This is a genomic window from Pseudomonas sp. NPDC086566, from assembly GCF_050280885.1.
Taxonomy (GTDB): Bacteria; Pseudomonadota; Gammaproteobacteria; order Pseudomonadales; family Pseudomonadaceae; genus Aquipseudomonas; species Aquipseudomonas vlassakiae.
Genome location: NZ_JBNNWD010000001.1, coordinates 217,173 through 233,347, shown reverse-complemented (window position 1 = coordinate 233,347; position 16,175 = coordinate 217,173). Strand labels below are relative to the sequence as shown.

The window sequence follows — 16,175 nt, the reverse complement described above, 5'->3', positions numbered from 1 at the left end:
CACCCTCCTTGCTACCGTCCACCGCTTAACCTTTTGTCAGCCTTAGGTTTTTTAAGGTTTATGGGCACATATTTACTAATTTCTCGTTATCCCCGCGCCCCGCATCATCGCTCCAACAAGAACGCGTCGCCCTTCGCCGGCACGCATCCGGGCAGCACCCGATGCCCCACCTTGCCTTGGAGTCAGTCATGACCAGTGCAGCCAATTCGGCACCCCTCATAGAAAAACACACGATCGGCTATGTACCGCCGCAAGACCGCCATGGAAAGGTAAGGGATCTGTTCACCCTGTGGTTCGGCGGCAACATCGCGCCGCTGCCCATCGTCACCGGCGCGCTGGGCGTGCAGCTGTTTCACCTGAACCTGGTCTGGGGCATCGTCGCCATCCTGGTCGGCCACCTGGTCGGCGGTGTGCTGATGGCTCTGCACTCGGCCCAGGGCCCGCAGATGGGCATCCCGCAGATGATCCAGAGCCGCGCCCAGTTCGGCACCCTCGGCGCCTTGCTGGTGGTGGTGATCGCAGGCGTCATGTACATCGGCTTCTTCGCCTCCAACATCGTTCTGGCCGGCAAGTCGCTGCATGGAGTGGTCGAGGCCGTCCCGGTGCCGGTGGGCATCGTCATCGGTGCGTTGGGGTCGGGCATCATCGGCATCATCGGCTACCGCTTCATCCACGTGCTCAACCGCATCGGCACCTGGGTGCTGGGCATCGGCATCGTCGTCGGTTTCGGCTACATCTTCAGCCACGTGCAGAGCGACGACTTCCTCACCCGCGGCGGCTTCAACCTGGCCGGCTGGCTGGCCACCGTGTCGCTGGCGGCGCTATGGCAGATCGCTTTCGCACCGTACGTGTCGGACTATTCACGCTACCTGCCGGCAGACGTGAAAGTCAGCTCGACCTTCTGGACCACTTACCTGGGCTCGGCTTTGGGTTCGAGCCTGTCGTTCATCTTTGGCGCAGTGGCGGTGCTGGCGATCCCGGCCGGCATGGACACCATGGATGCCGTCAAGCTTGCCACCGGCACCCTCGGCCCGGTGATGCTGGTGCTGTTCCTGCTCAGCGTGATCAGCCACAACGCCCTCAACCTGTATGGCGCGGTGCTGTCGATCATCACTCTGGTGCAGACCTTTGCCTACCGCTGGATTCCCACCGCCAAGAGCCGTGCGGTGCTGTCGCTGATCGTGCTGGCGGCCTGCTGCGTGGTGGCGGTGTTCGCCTCGGCCGACTTCATCGGCCACTTCGTCGACATGGTACTGGTGCTGCTGGTGGTGCTGGTGCCGTGGACGGCGATCAACCTGATCGACTTCTATGCGATCCACAAGGGCGACTACGACATCCAGTCGATCTTCAAGGTCGATGGCGGCATCTACGGCCGTTACAACCCGCAGGCACTGATTGCCTATGTGGTGGGTATCGTGGTGCAGATTCCGTTCATGAACACGCCGCTGTACGTCGGGCCGATCTCAGAGCACATCAACGGCGCTGACCTGTCATGGCTGGTGGGCCTGGCAGTAACCTCGCCGCTCTACTGGTGGCTGGCCAGCCGTGACAGTGCCTACCGCCGTCGCCAAACCAGTGCCAAGCTCGCCATGAGCCACTGATTCACCTGCACCGGCCTCTTCGCGGGACAAGCCCGCTCCTACAACGGTATGCGTTCACTTTGTAGGAGCGGGCTTGCCCCGCGAAGAGGCCGGTACATGAATCACAGGTTGTAAGCCCGCTCATTGTGCTCCGCCAGGTCCAGCCCCTGCTCTTCCTCTTCCCGGCTGGCCCGCAACCCCACGGTCAGCTTGATGGCCCCGAGAATCGCCCAGCTCACCACGAAGCAATACACGAAGGTAAAGGCCACCCCCTTGAGCTGCACCAGCGCCTGACCGATCGGCGAAGCCCCCTCCACATACCCGCCCAGCGCCGGCGCGGCAAACACCCCGGTCAACACCGCCCCGACCATCCCGCCGACCCCATGCAGCCCGAACACATCGAGGCTGTCGTCATACCCCAACGTCTGCTTCAAGCGGGTCACGGCAAAGAAGCAGATCGCCCCGGTCAGCAAGCCGATGACCACCGCACCCAACGGGCCGACATAGGCACAGGCCGGCGTGATCCCCACCAGCCCGGCCAACGCCCCTGAGGCCGCACCCAACGCGGTCGGCCGACCATGCATGACCTTTTCGGTCAGCAACCAGCCGACGATCCCGGCACAGGCCGCGACCATGGTCGCCAGCATCACCACCCCTGCCCCTTCGTTGGCGGCAAGCCCGGAACCTACGTTGAAGCCGAACCAGCCGACCCACAGCAGCCCCGCGCCCACCAGGGTGAAACCGAGGTTGTGCGGCGGCATAGCCGTCTGCGGGTAGCCCTTGCGCTTGCCCAGCATCAACGCGGCGGCCAAGGCTGCCACACCGGAGTTGATATGCACCGCGGTGCCGCCGGCAAAGTCCAGCACGCCCCAGTTGACCATCAGCGCCCCCGGCCCGCCCCAGACCATATGGGCGATTGGCGCGTACACCAGGACGAACCAGGCCGCCATGAACAGTAACGAAGCACTGAATTTCATGCGCTCGGCAAAACCGCCGGCGATCAGTGCCGGGGTGATGATGGCGAAGGTCAGCTGGAACGTCGCGAACACCCCTTCCGGGATGGTGCCCACCAGGCTGTCGTGGCCGATGTTGAGCATCAGCGCCTTGTCCAGGCCGCCGATGAAGCTGTTGAAGGTCAGCTGCCCTTCGACCATGCCGCTGGTATCGACCACCAGGCTGTAGCCGAACAGCACCCAGAGGATGCCGATCACCCCGGCCACGGCGAACAGCTGGGTGAACACCGAGAGCAAGTTCTTCGCCCGCACCATGCCGCCATAGAACAGCGCCAGGCCCGGGATGCACATCATCAGCACGAACATCGCGGCGCAGATCATCCAGGCGGTGTTGCCGGTGTCCAGGGTGGAGTCGGCGGCGTGGGCCAAGGGTGTCAACGCGAACAGCACAACAGCAAGGGCAAGCTTCATGGGGTCACTCCTGTGCGAATGGGGGACATCTTTGGGGCTGCTTTGCAGCCCATTCGCGGCGCAAGGCCGCTCCTACAGGGGCCGCGCAAGGCTCAGCCACTGCGGTCCCCTGTAGGAGCGGCCTTGTGCCGCGAATGGGCCGCAAAGCGGACCCAGATGGTCTAATCAGTACTGCGCCTGCCCTGGCACCCACGAGGTCCCGGCCAGCGGCACCCGGGCCATGGCGGCGGCTTCGACGGTAAGCGCCACCAGGTCCTCGGGGTCGAGGTTGTGCAGGTGCGACTTGCCACAGGCGCGGGCCATGGTCTGCGCTTCCAGCACCAGCACCCGCAGGTAGTTGGCCAGGCGCCGGCCGGCCTCTTCCGGGTTCAGGCGCTTGGCCAGCTCCGGGTCCTGGGTGGTGATGCCGGCCGGGTCGCGGCCGTTCTGCCAGTCGTCGTAGAAGCCGGCGGCCGAGCCGATCTTCTTCAACTCGCCGTCCAGCCGCGGGTGGTTGTCGCCCAGGGCGATCAGCGCCGCCGTGCCGATGGCCACGGCATCGGCGCCCAGGGCCATGGCCTTGGCCACGTCGGCACCGTTGCGGATGCCACCGGAGACGATCAGCTGCACCTTGCGGTGCATGCCCATCTCCTGCAGCGCCTGCACCGCCTGTGGTATGGCCGGCAAGATCGGGATGCCGACGTGCTCGATGAACACCTCCTGGGTGGCCGCGGTGCCGCCCTGCATGCCGTCGAGCACGATCACGTCGGCGCCGGCCTTCACCGCCAGCTTGACGTCGTAGTACGGGCGGCTGGCGCCGATCTTCACGTAGATCGGTTTTTCCCAGTCGGTGATCTCGCGGATCTCGGCAATCTTGATCGCCAGGTCGTCCGGGCCGGTCCAGTCCGGGTGGCGGCAGGCGCTGCGCTGGTCGACGCCGATCGGCAAGGTGCGCATGCCGGCAACGCGCTCGGTGACCTTCATGCCCAGCAGCATGCCGCCACCGCCCGGCTTGGCGCCCTGGCCGAGGACGATCTCGATGGCGTCGGCCTTGCGCAGGTCATCGGGGTTCATGCCATAGCGTGAAGGCAAGTACTGATAGACCAGGTGCTGCGACTGACCGCGCTCTTCCGGGGTCATGCCGCCGTCGCCGGTGGTGGTGCTGGTACCGGCAATGGTCGCGCCACGGCCCAAGGCCTCCTTGGCGTTGGCCGACAGCGCGCCGAAACTCATGCCGGCGATGGTCACCGGGATCTTCAGGTGGATCGGCTTCTTGGCGAAGCGGTTGCCCAGCACCACGTCGGTGCCGCATTTTTCGCGATAGCCTTCCAACGGGTAGCGCGACACGCTGGCGCCGAGCAGCAGCAGGTCGTCGAAGTGCGGCACGCGGCGCTTGGTGCCACCGCCGCGAATGTCATAGATGCCGGTTTCGGCGGCACGCTGGATTTCCTGGATGGTCAGGCGATCAAAAGTGGCCGACTCACGCAGTACCGGGGGAAATTGCTCGCTCATGGGATGCTCCTGGATCAGTACGCGCTGGCGTTGTCGACTTTGAAGTTGTACAGCTGGCGGGCCGAGCCGTAGCGTTTGAAATCGGCGGCCTTGTGCGCAAGGCCGGCCTGGTTCAGCAGCTCCTGCAGCTCTTGCAGGTGCTCGGCGCGCATCTCTTTTTCGATGCAGTCCGAGCCCAGCGACTGCACCGAGCCCTTGACGTAGATGCGCACCTCATACAGCGAATCGCCCAAGGCATCGCCAGCATCGCCACAGACCACCAACCGCCCGGCCTGGCCCATGAAGCAGCTCATGTGGCCGATGCTGCCGCCGACCACGATGTCCACGCCCTTCATGGAAATGCCGCAGCGCGCGCCGGCATCGCCCTCGATCACCAGCAATCCGCCATGGGCGGTGGCGCCGGCAGCCTGCGAGGCACTGCCCTTGACCCGCACCGAGCCGGACATCATGTTCTCGGCCACGCCGACGCCCACGTTGCCGTGCACGGTGACGCTGGCCTGCTGGTTCATGCCGGCGCAGTAGTAGCCGGCATGGCCTTCGATATCCACCGACACGGCCGCGTCGATACCCACGGCCAGGTTGTGCTTGCCGTCGGGGTGGGTCACCCGCCATTCGCGGTCCTGCACGTCACCGTGCAGGGACTGGTTGAGCATGCGCACCGAGGCGCTGGAAAGGTCGATCGTCTTCATGATTGTCTCCAGTGATTCGGGCGTCAGGCGCTCTCGCGCTCCCAGACGTAGAGGGTGGCGGGCGCTGGCTCCCAGACCTTGGCCTTGTCGATGCCCGGCAGGCTGGCCAGGGCCTGGTATTCGGAGGCCATGGCCACGTAGTCGTCGGTTTCGGCCAGCACGGCCGGCTTGCAGGCGATCGGGTCGCGGATCACGGCAAAGCCGTTGCGGGTGCCGATGGCGAAGGTGAAGAAGCCGTCCAGGTCTGCCAGCGCGCCATCCAGGGCCTGGGCCAGGGTGTCGCCCTGCTGCAGGCGCCAGGTCAGGTAGCCGGCCGCCACCTCGCTGTCGTTGTCGGTCTCGAAGCTGATCCCTTCGCGCTTGAGTGCCTGGCGCAGGCGGAAGTGGTTGGACAGCGAGCCGTTGTGCACCAGGCACAGGTCGGCGCCGGTGGAGAACGGGTGGCTGCCTTCCATGGTCACCGCGCTTTCGGTGGCCATGCGGGTATGGCCGATGATGTGGCTGCCCTTCATGCCTGCCAGGCCGAAGCGGCTGGAGATGTCCGCCGGCAGGCCCATGCCCTTGAGGATCTCGATGCTCTGCCCGGCGCTCATGATGCGCACGTCCGGTGCCAATTCGGCCAGCGCGGTGCGGGCGGCGGCTTCATCGGTGTGCACCTTGAGCACGGCGGCGCTGGCGTTCTGGAACCAGTCCAGCGAGCACCCCAGGCGCCCTTCCAACTGGCCCATCAGGGCCGCCCACGGGTAGTGGATGTCCGTCGCCTGCAGGGTCAGCTTGACCCAGCCATCGGCCACTTCGTCACCGTAGATGGCGAAGCCGGCGCTGTCCGGGCCACGGTCGGTCATGGCTTCGAGCATGGGTTCGAAGAGCTTGCCGAGCTGGGCTTCCAGCTCCGGTCGTTTCAGGTACAGACCTACGATTCCACACATGGTGATACTCCTTCTAGGCAGTGGGTAGCTGCGGCTGTTGCCACTACCCAGGGACAGGGTTGGCGGTCAGAAGAATTCGGTGTAACGCTGGATTTCCCAGTCGGAGACGTGGCGGCTGTACTCCACCCACTCCATGCGCTTGAGCCTGATGAACTCGTCGACGATCTCGGCGCCGAGCACCTCGCGAAACAGCGGGTCGGCCTCCAGCGCATCGGCGGCTTCCTTGAGCGACTGCGGCAAGGTCTTGATGCCGCGAGCGGCGATTTCTTCCAGGCTCAGGGTGTAGAGGTTCTCGTTGCACATCTCGCCCGGCTCCAGCTGGCGGTCGATGCCGTCGAGGCCGGCGGCGATGATCGCCGCGGTGACCAGATAGGGGTTGCAGCCGGCGTCTGGCAGGCGGAACTCCAGGCGGCCATAGGGGATGCGGACCATCGCCGAACGGTTGTTGGCGCCGTAGGCAACGAAGGCCGGGGCCCAGGTGGCACCGGACAGCGAGCGGCCGACGACAAGACGCTTGTACGAGTTGACCGTGGGTGCGGCGAAGGCGCACAGCGCCGGGCCGTGGGCCAACAGGCCGGCGGCGAAGTGGTAGGCCAGCTTCGACAGGCCCATGCCGCTGCTGTCGGACGGGTCGTGGAACAGGTTGTTGTTGCTGCTGCTGGCCAGCGACAGGTGGAAGTGCATGCCATTGCCAGCGCGCTTGGGGTCTGGCTTGGGCATGAACGAGCAGATCATGCCCAGGTCATTGGCGATCTCGCCGGCGGCCATGCGGAAGAAGGTGAAGCGGTCGGCCGATTCCATGGCGTCGCTGTAGGTGTAGTTGATCTCGAACTGGCCGTTGGCGTCTTCGTGGTCGATCTGGTAGATGTCGAAGCCGACCGGCTGCAGGGCCTCGGTGAGGCGTTCGAGAAACAGCCGCGAACGCGACAGGCCCTTGTAGTCGTAGCAAGGCTTGTCGAGGTTGTCGGAGGCGTCCACCAGTTGCAGCTTGCCGCCTTCGTCGCGGCGGAACAGGCTGAACTCGGGTTCAAGGCCGGTGTTCAGGGTCCAACCCTTGTCGGCCAGGCGCTGAACCTGCTGCTGTAATACATGACGGCTGTCGTAGGGCCAGGGCTGGCCGTTGACGTGGCCCACGCATACCACCCGCCCATAGCCCGGCTGCCACGGCACCGGAATCAGCGTGGACAAGTCGCCACGGGCCATGAAATCCGGGCCATGGGGCTCCATGCCCATGCCGCAGATGGCGAACCCGGCAAAGCCGGCACCCTCTTCAGCCACCATCTTGAGGCCCGATACCGGCACCGACTTGGTCTTAGCCGCACCGTGGATATCGACGAATTGCGCCAACACATACTTGATGCCGTACTGGTCGAGGGTGCGCTGGGTTTCTGCTGGCAACATGGGTTGATCACTCCTGGGTGAGGGGCACTGATTCCGCTTGAGAAACTTATTTTCTCTACAGGAATGCAATGTACTTGCCAGCTCTGCTCAGGGTGAGAGTCTTGTGTGGCTTGTGCGGGACTCATCGCGGCTGAAGCCGCTCCTACAGGGACCGTGCAAGGCCCTGCAGGAGCGGCTTTCGCCGCGATGACACCGGACCAGACAGCGCAAAACCTTGCAGGTTTTTATGCGCTACTTATGGGAAACTTGTTTTCATCCGAGGAAAGATGCAGCCCACGCAGCTACCTTTCGCACTTTCTCAGTGCGAAATATTTATTCTTGAACCGAAAACGCGCAGGACATTCGATGCCAACCGAAACCGAACCCCGCCTTCGCCTGGAGCAGTACCTGGGTCTGCAGATCAAGCGCCAGCGCCAGGCCCAGTCACTCAAGCTCGCCGACGTGGCGCGCATCGCCGGCATCAGCCAGGGCATGCTGAGCAAGATCGAGAACGCCCAGGTGTCCACCAGCCTCGATACCCTGAGCCGCTTGTGCGATGTGCTGGGCATGCCGATGGCCAAGCTGTTCAGCCAGTATGACCAGCCCGATGGCAATGCCTTGCTGGTCAAGGCCGGTGAAGGGCTGGAGGTGGTGCGCCGCGGCACCGAAAAGGGCCATACCTACCATTTGCTCAATCACGCCAGGGGGCCGAAAAAGCACTTCGAGGCGTACATGGTGACCATGGACGACGCCAGCGAGGAATTCCCGACCTTCGCCCACCCCGGCACCGAGTTCCTGCATTTGCTGGAGGGGGAACTGGTCTACCGCCACGGCAACCAGCTCTACCGCATGCAGGCCGGCGACAGCCTGACCTTCGATGGCGAAACCCCGCATGGCCCGGAGCAGCTGGTACAGGTGCCGATTCGCCTGCTGTCGATCATGAATTACGGCGAAGAATGAGAACAGCGCATCCCGCGTCGCTCAGGCGCCTTCCGGCAACAGGCTGCGATCGAACATGAACACCCCATCGCCCTGCGGCGTGTACTGATACAACTGTTGCGGCCGGCCCAGCCTGGGCTGGTTCTTCTCCCCGGTATCGCGTACCCAACCCAGCTCGCGCAGGCGCTCCAGGCGCTTGCGCAGCGAGGTATTGTTCACCGCCTGCCCGAGGCACGCCTGCACCGCCCCCAGCGCATCGAGGACGGTGAACTTCTGCGCCAGCAGGTACAGCGGCAGGCTGCTGTATACCGTCTTCGAAGCCAACCGCTCGCGCGCGCGCTCGACCAGCAGGTTGTGGTCGAACGGCAGCAACACCTTGCGGTCAATCACGCTGTCCAGGTCGAAAAACGCCAGCTGCTCGCCTTCAACCTGCTGTTGCGGGTCGAGCAGGGCCAGGTAATAGGTACTCAATGACCAACCCCGCGGGTCGCGAAAGGCATTGCCTTCGGTGCCCACCTGTTCAAGGTGGCGCGGCAGCACCAGGGCTTTCTCACGCAGGGCGCGTTCGGCAGCGCCCTGCAGGCTGGTGTCCGGGGTGCGGCCATTGACGATCACGCCAGGCAACGCCCATTGGCCGGCATGGGGCTCGCGCTCACGACGGTGCAACAACACCTGCAGCTGGGCATCAGGGGCCAGGCGCAGGGCAACGATATCGACACTGGCCAGGACTTCGACTGTACTCACCGGGGACTCCTCATTCATCGGCACAATAATCCACCAGGGACTCTAAGTATGGCAACCCGTAAGCCCGTAAAAATTGTCACTTGACACACTTATTGCACCAGGTGAATTATATAGGCATTCCAGCGAGGAGACCCGCCATGAAGATCGCCAGTTTCGATGTCGACGCGCAGAACGGTTTCACCACAAATGTCCCTCAAGAGCTGCCGGTACCGGAAGGCAACGAGATCGCCCCGGACCTCAACGCCATGGCGCTGCGCGCCGACCTGCGCCTGGGCAGCAAGGACGCCCACCCGGCCAACGCCGCCTGGGTGGTGGCCGAACCCGGCCAGATGCTGCAGCCGCTGGCTCTGGCCAATGCCGACCTGACCTGGGTCAGCCACTGCGTCCCCGGTACGCCCGGCTTCGAACTGCTGCCTGGCCTGCCCGCCCCGATCGACTACGACTACTTCGTCTGGAAAGGCGTCGAACCCGACCTGCACCCCTACGGCGCCTGCTACCACGACCTCGCCGAGCGCCGCTCCACCGGGGTCATCGAATTCCTCAAGGTGCAGCAGGTCGGCGCGGTGATTGTCGGCGGCCTGGCCCTGGACTACTGCGTCAAGACCACCGCCCGGCAACTACGCCAGGCTGGCTTCCAGGTGCTGCTGTACCTGCCGGCCTGTCGCGCCCTGACCCAGGAAGGCGCCATCACTGCCTGTGGGGCGCTGGCCGCCGAGGGCGTGATCCTCTGCGGCGATGAAGCCGCGCTCGACTACCAGCTCTCACTGATCAAGGAAGACCGCCCATGAGCGAAAGCGTTTTCGGCCCACGGATCATCCAGAACCTGCTGGACACCGACTTCTACAAGATCACCATGATGCAGGCGGTACTGCACAACTACCCCAACGCCGAGGTGGAGTGGGAGTTCCGTTGCCGCAACGGCGAGGACCTCTCCCCTTACCTGGCAGAAATCCGCTACCAGATAGAGTTGCTGAGCGAAGTCACCGTCACCCACGACCAGCTGGCGTATCTGGAAAAAATCCCGTTCCTCAAGCCGGACTTCATCCGCTTCCTCAGCCTGTTCCGCTTCAACCTGCGCTACGTGCAGGTCGGCCTGGACGCGGCCGGGCAGCTGGCGATTCGCGTGCGCGGGCCATGGCTGCACGTGATCCTCTACGAAATCCCCTTGCTGGCGATCATCAGCGAAGTTCGCAATCGCTACCGCTACCGCGATGTCACGCTCGAACAGGTGGGCGAGCGCCTGTACCAGAAAATGGACTGGCTCAAGGCCGAGGCCAGTGCCGATGAGCTGGCCGGCTTCCAGCTCGCCGACTTCGGGACGCGGCGGCGCTTTTCATACCGGGTGCAGGAAGAGGTGGTCTACCTGCTCAAGCACGACTTCCCCGGCCGCTTCGTCGGCACCAGCAACGTCCACCTGGCTCGCGAACTCGAGCTCAAGCCGCTCGGCACCATGGCCCACGAATGGTTCATGGCCCACCAGCAGCTCGGCCCACGGCTGGTCGACAGCCAGGCCGCCGCGCTGGAAGCCTGGGTGCGCGAGTACCGTGGCTTGCTCGGCATCGCCTTGACCGACTGCATCACCATGGACGCCTTCCTGGACGATTTCGACCTGTACTTCGCCAAGCTGTTCGACGGCCTGCGCCACGACTCTGGGGACCCGCTGGTGTGGGCGGAGAAAGCCATCGCCCACTATGAGCGGCTGGGGATCGACCCCAAGGGCAAGACGCTGATCTTCTCCGACGGCCTGGATTTCGCCAAGGCGCTGGGCCTGTACCGGGCGCTGCACACGCGGATCAACGTGAGCTTCGGCATTGGTACCCGGCTGACCTGCGATATCCCGGGGGTGGAGCCGATGAACATCGTGATCAAGATGACCGACTGCAATGGCGCACCGGTGGCGAAGATCTCCGACAGCCCGGGCAAGACCCAGTGCCGCGACGAGAACTTCGTCGCCTACATGAAGCATGTGTTCAAGGTGAATTGACAGGGCCTGGACGAGCGGGTGGGTCATCTTGGTTGGCCCCGCCCCTTCTCGTATCATCTGCACACCCTACCTGGAATGAAAGCCGTGAAGCCGTCACCTGGAAGTGCCCTGCCGACCCCTGCCAACGCCACCGGGCCCAAATGGGATGCAGGTGAGGCGGTCAACCAGCTGTCCTGGGACGACCTGCGCATCATCAAGACCTTGAGTGATTGCGGCAATCGCTCCGCCACGGCCAAGAAACTCGGCATCAACGTTTCCACGGTATCGCGCCGGGTCTCCCAGGTCGAAAAAGCCCTCGGGGTGGCGCTGTTCGATCACCGTAAAGCCGGGTACCTGCTGACGGCCGAAGGTGCGGAGTTGCGCGCCCTGGCCGAGCGCGTCGAACTCGACATCGTGAGCGTGACGCGGCGTGTCTCCCGAACAGGCCAAGGCCCCCTGGGAAAACTGCGGATCACCACGAGCGACTCATTGCTGCTGTACTTCCTCACCCCGATCATTGCGGATTTCAAAGCGCTCAACGAGGGCATCAGCATTGAAGTGCTGGTCGGCAACGAAACGCTGAGCCTGGCCCGGGATGAATCGGATATCGCGGTGCGTGCCACGCGCAAACCCGCAGAAAGCCTGGTGGGCAGGAAGCTGGCAAACATCGCCTGGGCGCCCTATGCCAGTGTCAGGCAACCGCTACCTGCCGACCCCTTCGCCGAAGGCCACGGATGGGTTTCCTATTCCGCGGCGCTGTGCGGCTTGGAAGCGACAAGCTATGTCGAATCCAGGGTTGCGCCCGAGTGCATTGCCTACCGCACCGATTCAGTGGCTGCGGCCAGTGCAGCCATTGCGGCGGGCCTGGGTTACGGGTTTCTTCCCTGCATGCTGGGGGACATCACGCCAGGCCTGGTTCGCCTCGGCCCTGTAGTGCCTGAGCTGCAGGACGAACTGTGGCTGCTGACCCACCAAGACATACGCAAGTCCTGGCGGGTCAAGGCCTTCATGACCTTCTGCGCGGCTGCCGTTGCCGACCTCAAACCGCTGGTCGAGGGGCAGCAGCCACTCTCGACCTGAAGGGCTCGAACCTGGCGCTCAGGCTCAGGACGCCGGGGCGCCGATCACCGCCCGGCAGACGATTTCGATCAGCTGCGGGCGTTGGGCAAGCCGCGACACGCCGATGATGTTGCTCGCCGCCTGCGGGCGATCCGAGCCATAGGCCGCCTTGCGCACCTTGCCGACCACGGCGAACGCTGCGTCCATGTCGAGCACGTACAGAGTTTCTTCCACCACGTCCTCGAGGCCGGCGCCGTACAGGGCGAGCAGCTTGGCGATGTTGGCGTAGCAGACGCGCATCTGTTCGCCCATCGAGGAAAAATCACTCGGCCTGCCATCGGCATCCAGCGGCGCCGGAGCCACCAGGCTGCCGTCCTCGTCGTGGCTGAACTGGCCGGACACGAAAAGTACGTTCCCCGCCCGTCGCACCTGCGGATAACCGTAGCTGTCTTCCCATGGAACGCCCCAGTAGGCGGTGTCGTCGTTGAAAGGTCGTGCAGCGGCCATTGCATGTTTCCTGATGGATGGCGGTTCGGGATGACCCGCATGGCCCGGATGCTAGCACCGCGAGCGGCCTGACCAAGGGTGCATTTTTGCGCCTGCAGTGGCGCAAACATGCGCCACCGTTTCGCTCGATGTTTGATTATCTTTTGCTGGCACCCAGCGGCGACCCGCTGAAAAACGTTCGTCACCATCCAGCACAGGGAACAACCATGAGCACTGCAAACACTGAAGTCCTGACCCCGTTCAACAGCCAGCTGATCTTCATCGACCAACAGCCGCAAATGGCCTTTGGCGTGCAAAGCATCGATCGTCAGACGCTGAAGAACAACACCGTGGGCCTGGCCAAGGCAGCGCGGATCTTCAACGTGCCGACCACTATCACCACGGTGGAAACCGAGAGTTTCTCCGGCCACACCTACCCCGAGCTGCTGGCCGTGTTCCCGGATGCGCCGCTGCTGGAACGCACCTCCATGAACTCCTGGGACGACCAGAAGGTTCGCGATGCGCTGAAGAACAACGGCCGCAACAAGATCATCGTTTCCGGCCTGTGGACCGAGGTCTGCAACACCACATTCGCGCTGTCCGCCATGCACGATGCCGGCTACGAGATCTACATGGTTGCCGATGCCTCCGGCGGCACGACCAAGGAGGCCCACGACTACGCCATGCAGCGCATGATCCAGGCCGGCGTCGTGCCGGTGACCTGGCAGCAAGTGCTCCTGGAGTGGCAGCGCGACTGGAACAACCGCGCGACCTACGACGCCGTGATGGAACTGGTCAAAGAGCACTCCGGCGCCTACGGCATGGGCGTGGACTACGCCTACACCATGGTCCACAAGGCGCCTGAACGCGTTAAGCATGGCCCCACCTTGGCGCCGGTTGCGGCACCTCGCTGATCCCGCATCGGCCTGCCTCAGCGGGCACAGCTGCCCGCTGAGCGTTCTCCTCTCGTGAACAGGAATGGACCTTCATGAACAATGGCGATTGCACTGTGCTGGCGACTGTCGCCTTGAAATCGACCAGGCAGCTCAAACCTTGGCAGTTGCGAACCGCCAAGCAGATGATGCTGGCGCATCTGGACGTAGGCATATCGGTGACCGAGCTCGCCGAGGCATGTGCCCTGTCGCGCAGTCACTTCAGCAGGATGTTCAAGGAAAGCACCCGGGTGCCGCCACAGCAATGGATGCGCGAGCAACGGATCAGGAAAAGCAAGCAACTGCTGCTCGACGCGACGATGCTGCTGGCAGACATTGCGCTCGACTGTGGGTTCTACGATCAAGCGCACTTTTGCCGGGCCTTCATGAGGGCTGAAGGACTCACACCCTTGGCCTGGCAAAGGCTGACCCATCATCGCGCGGCATCATCGAGCCGCCCGACGCACAACTCCATGAACCGCGCCGCCGCCCGCGAAGGCGTGGCAGCATGGGGCAACAGAATGGAAAAACGCCTGACCAGTGGTTCTGGCGCAATCCGCACCTGCCGAAGTGCCCCGTCCTCATGGCGGATCGACATGGCAGAGACAAACCCGACGCCCATCCCGGCCCGCACCGCCTCCTTCACCCCCTCCACCCCGGCAATCTCCAACGCCACGCGCATCGCCACGCCGTAGCGGGCAAACGCCCGCTCGACGATCTGCCTGACCCCCGAGCCGCTTTCGCGCAGCACCAGGGGGTAGGCGCCGAGTGACGCCAAGGCATGACCCTCGGCCTCGGCAAGCGGATGATCACTCGGCACGATGGCCACGATTTCGTCCTCGCGCCACGCCGTCACTTGCGTGCCCAAGGGCAGATCCTGCCCGGGCGGCCCCTCGATCAAGGCGATATCGACACTGTCCACTGCCGCGACGATCTCCGCGGTGTTGCCGTGGGAGGTGCTGACCAGCACGTCGGGATAGCGCTTGTGGAAATCGGCAATCAGGTACGGCAACAGGTAGCTGGCCGGCGTGGTGCTGGCGCCGATGCGCAAGCTGCCGCGCTCCAGCCCGCGTATGGCCTCGCACAAGGCCTGGGCCTGGCGGAAGGTGTCGCGCAGGCGCTGGGCATGGGCCAGCAGCTGCTCGCCGGCAGCGGTCAGGCGCACGCCGCGCCCGGCGCGCTGGTACAGGGGTTCGCCAAAGTCTTCCTGCAGCAACTTGAGCTGGCCGGACACCGCCGGTTGCGACAGATGCAGGGCCAGGGCCGCGTGGCTGATGTTGCCGTGCTCGGCTACGGTGGCGAAGGTTATCAGCTGTTCTGGGGTCATCTGATAAAAATATCAGCTGAACGGATATTTGCCATTCCAAATTACGATTTTTTATAAGCTTATAACCAGATTAACGTTAGCCATGTCGAAACACTTTCCGGAGGACTCACATGGCCACGGCAACTTCCAACCCCGCGTTGGCGCCCACCCTCTCTACCCGAGGGCGGCTCAACGGCATCCTGTTCGTCGCGTTGTTCGCGCTTGCCGTCACCCAGCTGGCAGCCCTGCCGGCCATCGCCAGCCTGGGCATCAGCCCGCTGATCGTCGGCATCGTCGCCGGCGCCCTGTACGGCAACGCCCTGCGCGATGGCGTGCCGGCCAGCTGGGCAGCCGGTATCAACTTCTCGGCCCGTGGGCTACTGCGCATTGCCGTGGCCTTCTTCGGCCTGCGCGTGAGCCTGCAGGAGATCGCCGAAGTCGGCTGGTCCGGCTTGACCGTATCGTTGCTGGTGGTGACCAGCACCTTGCTGATCGGCCTGTGGTGCGGCACCAGGCTGTTCAAGCTGGACCGCGATACCGCCCTGCTCACCGCAGCGGGTAGCGCGATCTGTGGTGCTGCCGCCGTGTTGGCATTCGAATCGGCGCTGCGCAGCGCCCCGCACAAGAGCGCCATGGCAGTCGGCAGCGTGGTGTTGTTCGGCACCCTGTCGATGTTCCTCTATCCACTGGCGATCAACGCCGGCTGGCTGCACCTGGACACCCTGGGCGCCGGGCTGTTCCTCGGCGGGACCATTCACGAAGTGGCGCAAGTGGTGGGCGCGGCCAGTAATGTCAGCCCCGAAGCCACGCACATCGCCACCATCGTCAAGATGACCCGGGTGATGCTGCTGGTGCCGGTGCTGCTGGTGGTGGGCCTGTGGATCAGCCGTTCGCGCCAGCCCGGCCAGGCACAGGGCGACGGCCGCATCGCCATGCCCTGGTTCGCCTTCGGCTTCCTCGCCCTGGTGCTGGTGAACTCGCTGCAGGTGCTGCCGGGCAGCGTGACCCAGGCGGTCAACAGCCTGGACACCTTCGCCCTGACCATGGCCATGACCGCGCTGGGCATGGAAACCCGCTGGAGCCAGATCCGCCAGGCCGGGCCCAAGGCGCTGATCACCGGGGCAGTCCTCAACCTGTGGCTGGTGGCGGGCGGCCTGGCAATCACCCTCGGTGTGCAACGCCTTTTAGGTTGACGCGCCTTGATCGGTATGGTGTTGTCTTGCAAGGATGTTTTTACCTGCACAGGAACGACT

The 16,175-nt window shown here is 64.2% G+C and carries 15 protein-coding genes and 1 pseudogene; 8 read left to right on the top strand and 8 right to left on the bottom strand.

The window, feature by feature from the left end:
* Positions 1 to 188: 188 nt before the first annotated feature.
* Positions 189 to 1,601: a purine-cytosine permease family protein gene (locus tag ACQKPS_RS01065; protein WP_427602195.1), complete on the top strand. Its 1,413-nt coding sequence runs from the start codon at positions 189 to 191 to the stop codon at positions 1,599 to 1,601.
* A 101-nt stretch (positions 1,602 to 1,702) separates the two neighbouring features.
* Here ACQKPS_RS01065 and ACQKPS_RS01060 read toward each other — a convergent pair whose 3' ends face one another.
* The 5 genes from ACQKPS_RS01060 to glnT all read right to left on the bottom strand — a co-directional run bounded on the left by ACQKPS_RS01060 (position 1,703) and on the right by glnT (position 7,514).
* The gene (locus ACQKPS_RS01060) at positions 1,703 to 3,004 is read right to left on the bottom strand and encodes an ammonium transporter (protein WP_254480497.1); all 1,302 of its coding nucleotides are present in this window, start codon (positions 3,002 to 3,004) and stop codon (positions 1,703 to 1,705) included.
* Positions 3,005 to 3,169: 165 nt separating this feature from the next.
* Complete coding sequence (locus ACQKPS_RS01055; RefSeq protein ID WP_254480498.1) at positions 3,170 to 4,495, bottom strand: FMN-binding glutamate synthase family protein; 1,326 nt, start codon at positions 4,493 to 4,495, stop codon at positions 3,170 to 3,172.
* 14 nt (positions 4,496 to 4,509) lie between these two features.
* Complete coding sequence (locus ACQKPS_RS01050; RefSeq protein ID WP_427602192.1) at positions 4,510 to 5,184, bottom strand: protein glxC; 675 nt, start codon at positions 5,182 to 5,184, stop codon at positions 4,510 to 4,512.
* Positions 5,185 to 5,207: 23 nt separating this feature from the next.
* Positions 5,208 to 6,113, bottom strand: a complete 906-nt coding sequence (locus ACQKPS_RS01045; protein WP_254480500.1) for a class II glutamine amidotransferase — start codon at positions 6,111 to 6,113, stop codon at positions 5,208 to 5,210.
* Positions 6,114 to 6,179: 66 nt separating this feature from the next.
* On the bottom strand, positions 6,180 to 7,514 hold the full coding sequence (gene glnT, locus ACQKPS_RS01040) for a type III glutamate--ammonia ligase (RefSeq protein ID WP_254480502.1): 1,335 nt from the start codon (positions 7,512 to 7,514) through the stop codon (positions 6,180 to 6,182).
* Between the two features lie 345 nt (positions 7,515 to 7,859).
* Here glnT and ACQKPS_RS01035 point away from each other — a divergent pair, with 345 nt between their 5' ends.
* Complete coding sequence (locus tag ACQKPS_RS01035) at positions 7,860 to 8,453, top strand: helix-turn-helix domain-containing protein (RefSeq protein WP_176509009.1); 594 nt, start codon at positions 7,860 to 7,862, stop codon at positions 8,451 to 8,453.
* Between the two features lie 21 nt (positions 8,454 to 8,474).
* Here ACQKPS_RS01035 and ACQKPS_RS01030 read toward each other — a convergent pair whose 3' ends face one another.
* Positions 8,475 to 9,176 carry an NrtR DNA-binding winged helix domain-containing protein gene (locus tag ACQKPS_RS01030; protein WP_283723067.1) on the bottom strand — a complete coding sequence of 234 codons (702 nt, stop codon included), beginning with the start codon at positions 9,174 to 9,176 and terminating at the stop codon, positions 8,475 to 8,477.
* A 137-nt stretch (positions 9,177 to 9,313) separates the two neighbouring features.
* On the opposite strand from ACQKPS_RS01030, the gene ACQKPS_RS01025 reads away from it, so the two are divergent.
* The 3 genes from ACQKPS_RS01025 to ACQKPS_RS01015 all read left to right on the top strand — a co-directional run bounded on the left by ACQKPS_RS01025 (position 9,314) and on the right by ACQKPS_RS01015 (position 12,219).
* Positions 9,314 to 9,964: a nicotinamidase gene (locus ACQKPS_RS01025; protein ID WP_427602189.1), complete on the top strand. Its 651-nt coding sequence runs from the start codon at positions 9,314 to 9,316 to the stop codon at positions 9,962 to 9,964.
* A complete protein-coding gene (gene pncB / locus ACQKPS_RS01020; protein WP_427602187.1) occupies positions 9,961 to 11,160 on the top strand; it encodes a nicotinate phosphoribosyltransferase in 1,200 nt (399 codons plus the stop codon). The genes ACQKPS_RS01025 and pncB overlap by 4 nt, the downstream gene beginning before the upstream one ends.
* Before the next feature lie 75 nt (positions 11,161 to 11,235).
* Positions 11,236 to 12,219 (top strand): LysR family transcriptional regulator, encoded by a 984-nt coding sequence (locus ACQKPS_RS01015; protein ID WP_427602185.1) that lies wholly within the window; start codon positions 11,236 to 11,238, stop codon positions 12,217 to 12,219.
* 24 nt (positions 12,220 to 12,243) lie between these two features.
* Here the strand turns inward: ACQKPS_RS01015 and ACQKPS_RS01010 are convergent, their stop codons facing one another.
* The gene (locus tag ACQKPS_RS01010; RefSeq protein WP_254480508.1) at positions 12,244 to 12,705 is read right to left on the bottom strand and encodes a RidA family protein; all 462 of its coding nucleotides are present in this window, start codon (positions 12,703 to 12,705) and stop codon (positions 12,244 to 12,246) included.
* A gap of 206 nt (positions 12,706 to 12,911) precedes the next feature.
* On the opposite strand from ACQKPS_RS01010, the gene ACQKPS_RS01005 reads away from it, so the two are divergent.
* Together ACQKPS_RS01005 and ACQKPS_RS01000 are read left to right on the top strand one after the other, a co-directional pair.
* On the top strand, positions 12,912 to 13,598 hold the full coding sequence (locus ACQKPS_RS01005; RefSeq protein ID WP_254480509.1) for a hydrolase: 687 nt from the start codon (positions 12,912 to 12,914) through the stop codon (positions 13,596 to 13,598).
* Between the two features lie 74 nt (positions 13,599 to 13,672).
* Positions 13,673 to 14,041 (top strand): annotated as a pseudogene (locus ACQKPS_RS01000) (helix-turn-helix transcriptional regulator); the annotation flags it as partial.
* Between the two features lie 8 nt (positions 14,042 to 14,049).
* On the opposite strand, the gene ACQKPS_RS00995 reads toward ACQKPS_RS01000, so the two are convergent.
* Complete coding sequence (locus tag ACQKPS_RS00995; RefSeq protein WP_254480510.1) at positions 14,050 to 14,943, bottom strand: LysR family transcriptional regulator; 894 nt, start codon at positions 14,941 to 14,943, stop codon at positions 14,050 to 14,052.
* Between the two features lie 110 nt (positions 14,944 to 15,053).
* Here ACQKPS_RS00995 and ACQKPS_RS00990 point away from each other — a divergent pair, with 110 nt between their 5' ends.
* Positions 15,054 to 16,115 (top strand): YeiH family protein, encoded by a 1,062-nt coding sequence (locus ACQKPS_RS00990; protein ID WP_254480511.1) that lies wholly within the window; start codon positions 15,054 to 15,056, stop codon positions 16,113 to 16,115.
* The last annotated feature ends 60 nt before the right edge of the window (positions 16,116 to 16,175 follow it).

Bases quoted from the DNA above. Each gene is read 5' to 3' on its own strand.
- ACQKPS_RS00995 (WP_254480510.1), bottom strand. From the start codon at position 14,943: ATGACCCCAGAACAGCTGATAACCTTCGCCACCGTAGCCGAGCACGGC.
- ACQKPS_RS01010 (WP_254480508.1), bottom strand. From the start codon at position 12,705: ATGGCCGCTGCACGACCTTTCAACGACGACACCGCCTACTGGGGCGTT.
- glnT (WP_254480502.1), bottom strand. From the start codon at position 7,514: ATGTTGCCAGCAGAAACCCAGCGCACCCTCGACCAGTACGGCATCAAG.
- ACQKPS_RS01050 (WP_427602192.1), bottom strand. From the start codon at position 5,184: ATGAAGACGATCGACCTTTCCAGCGCCTCGGTGCGCATGCTCAACCAG.
- ACQKPS_RS01045 (WP_254480500.1), bottom strand. From the start codon at position 6,113: ATGTGTGGAATCGTAGGTCTGTACCTGAAACGACCGGAGCTGGAAGCC.
- ACQKPS_RS01035 (WP_176509009.1), top strand. From the start codon at position 7,860: ATGCCAACCGAAACCGAACCCCGCCTTCGCCTGGAGCAGTACCTGGGT.
- ACQKPS_RS01025 (WP_427602189.1), top strand. From the start codon at position 9,314: ATGAAGATCGCCAGTTTCGATGTCGACGCGCAGAACGGTTTCACCACA.
- ACQKPS_RS01065 (WP_427602195.1), top strand. From the start codon at position 189: ATGACCAGTGCAGCCAATTCGGCACCCCTCATAGAAAAACACACGATC.
- ACQKPS_RS01005 (WP_254480509.1), top strand. From the start codon at position 12,912: ATGAGCACTGCAAACACTGAAGTCCTGACCCCGTTCAACAGCCAGCTG.
- ACQKPS_RS01060 (WP_254480497.1), bottom strand. From the start codon at position 3,004: ATGAAGCTTGCCCTTGCTGTTGTGCTGTTCGCGTTGACACCCTTGGCC.
- ACQKPS_RS00990 (WP_254480511.1), top strand. From the start codon at position 15,054: ATGGCCACGGCAACTTCCAACCCCGCGTTGGCGCCCACCCTCTCTACC.
- pncB (WP_427602187.1), top strand. From the start codon at position 9,961: ATGAGCGAAAGCGTTTTCGGCCCACGGATCATCCAGAACCTGCTGGAC.
- ACQKPS_RS01015 (WP_427602185.1), top strand. From the start codon at position 11,236: ATGAAAGCCGTGAAGCCGTCACCTGGAAGTGCCCTGCCGACCCCTGCC.
- ACQKPS_RS01055 (WP_254480498.1), bottom strand. From the start codon at position 4,495: ATGAGCGAGCAATTTCCCCCGGTACTGCGTGAGTCGGCCACTTTTGAT.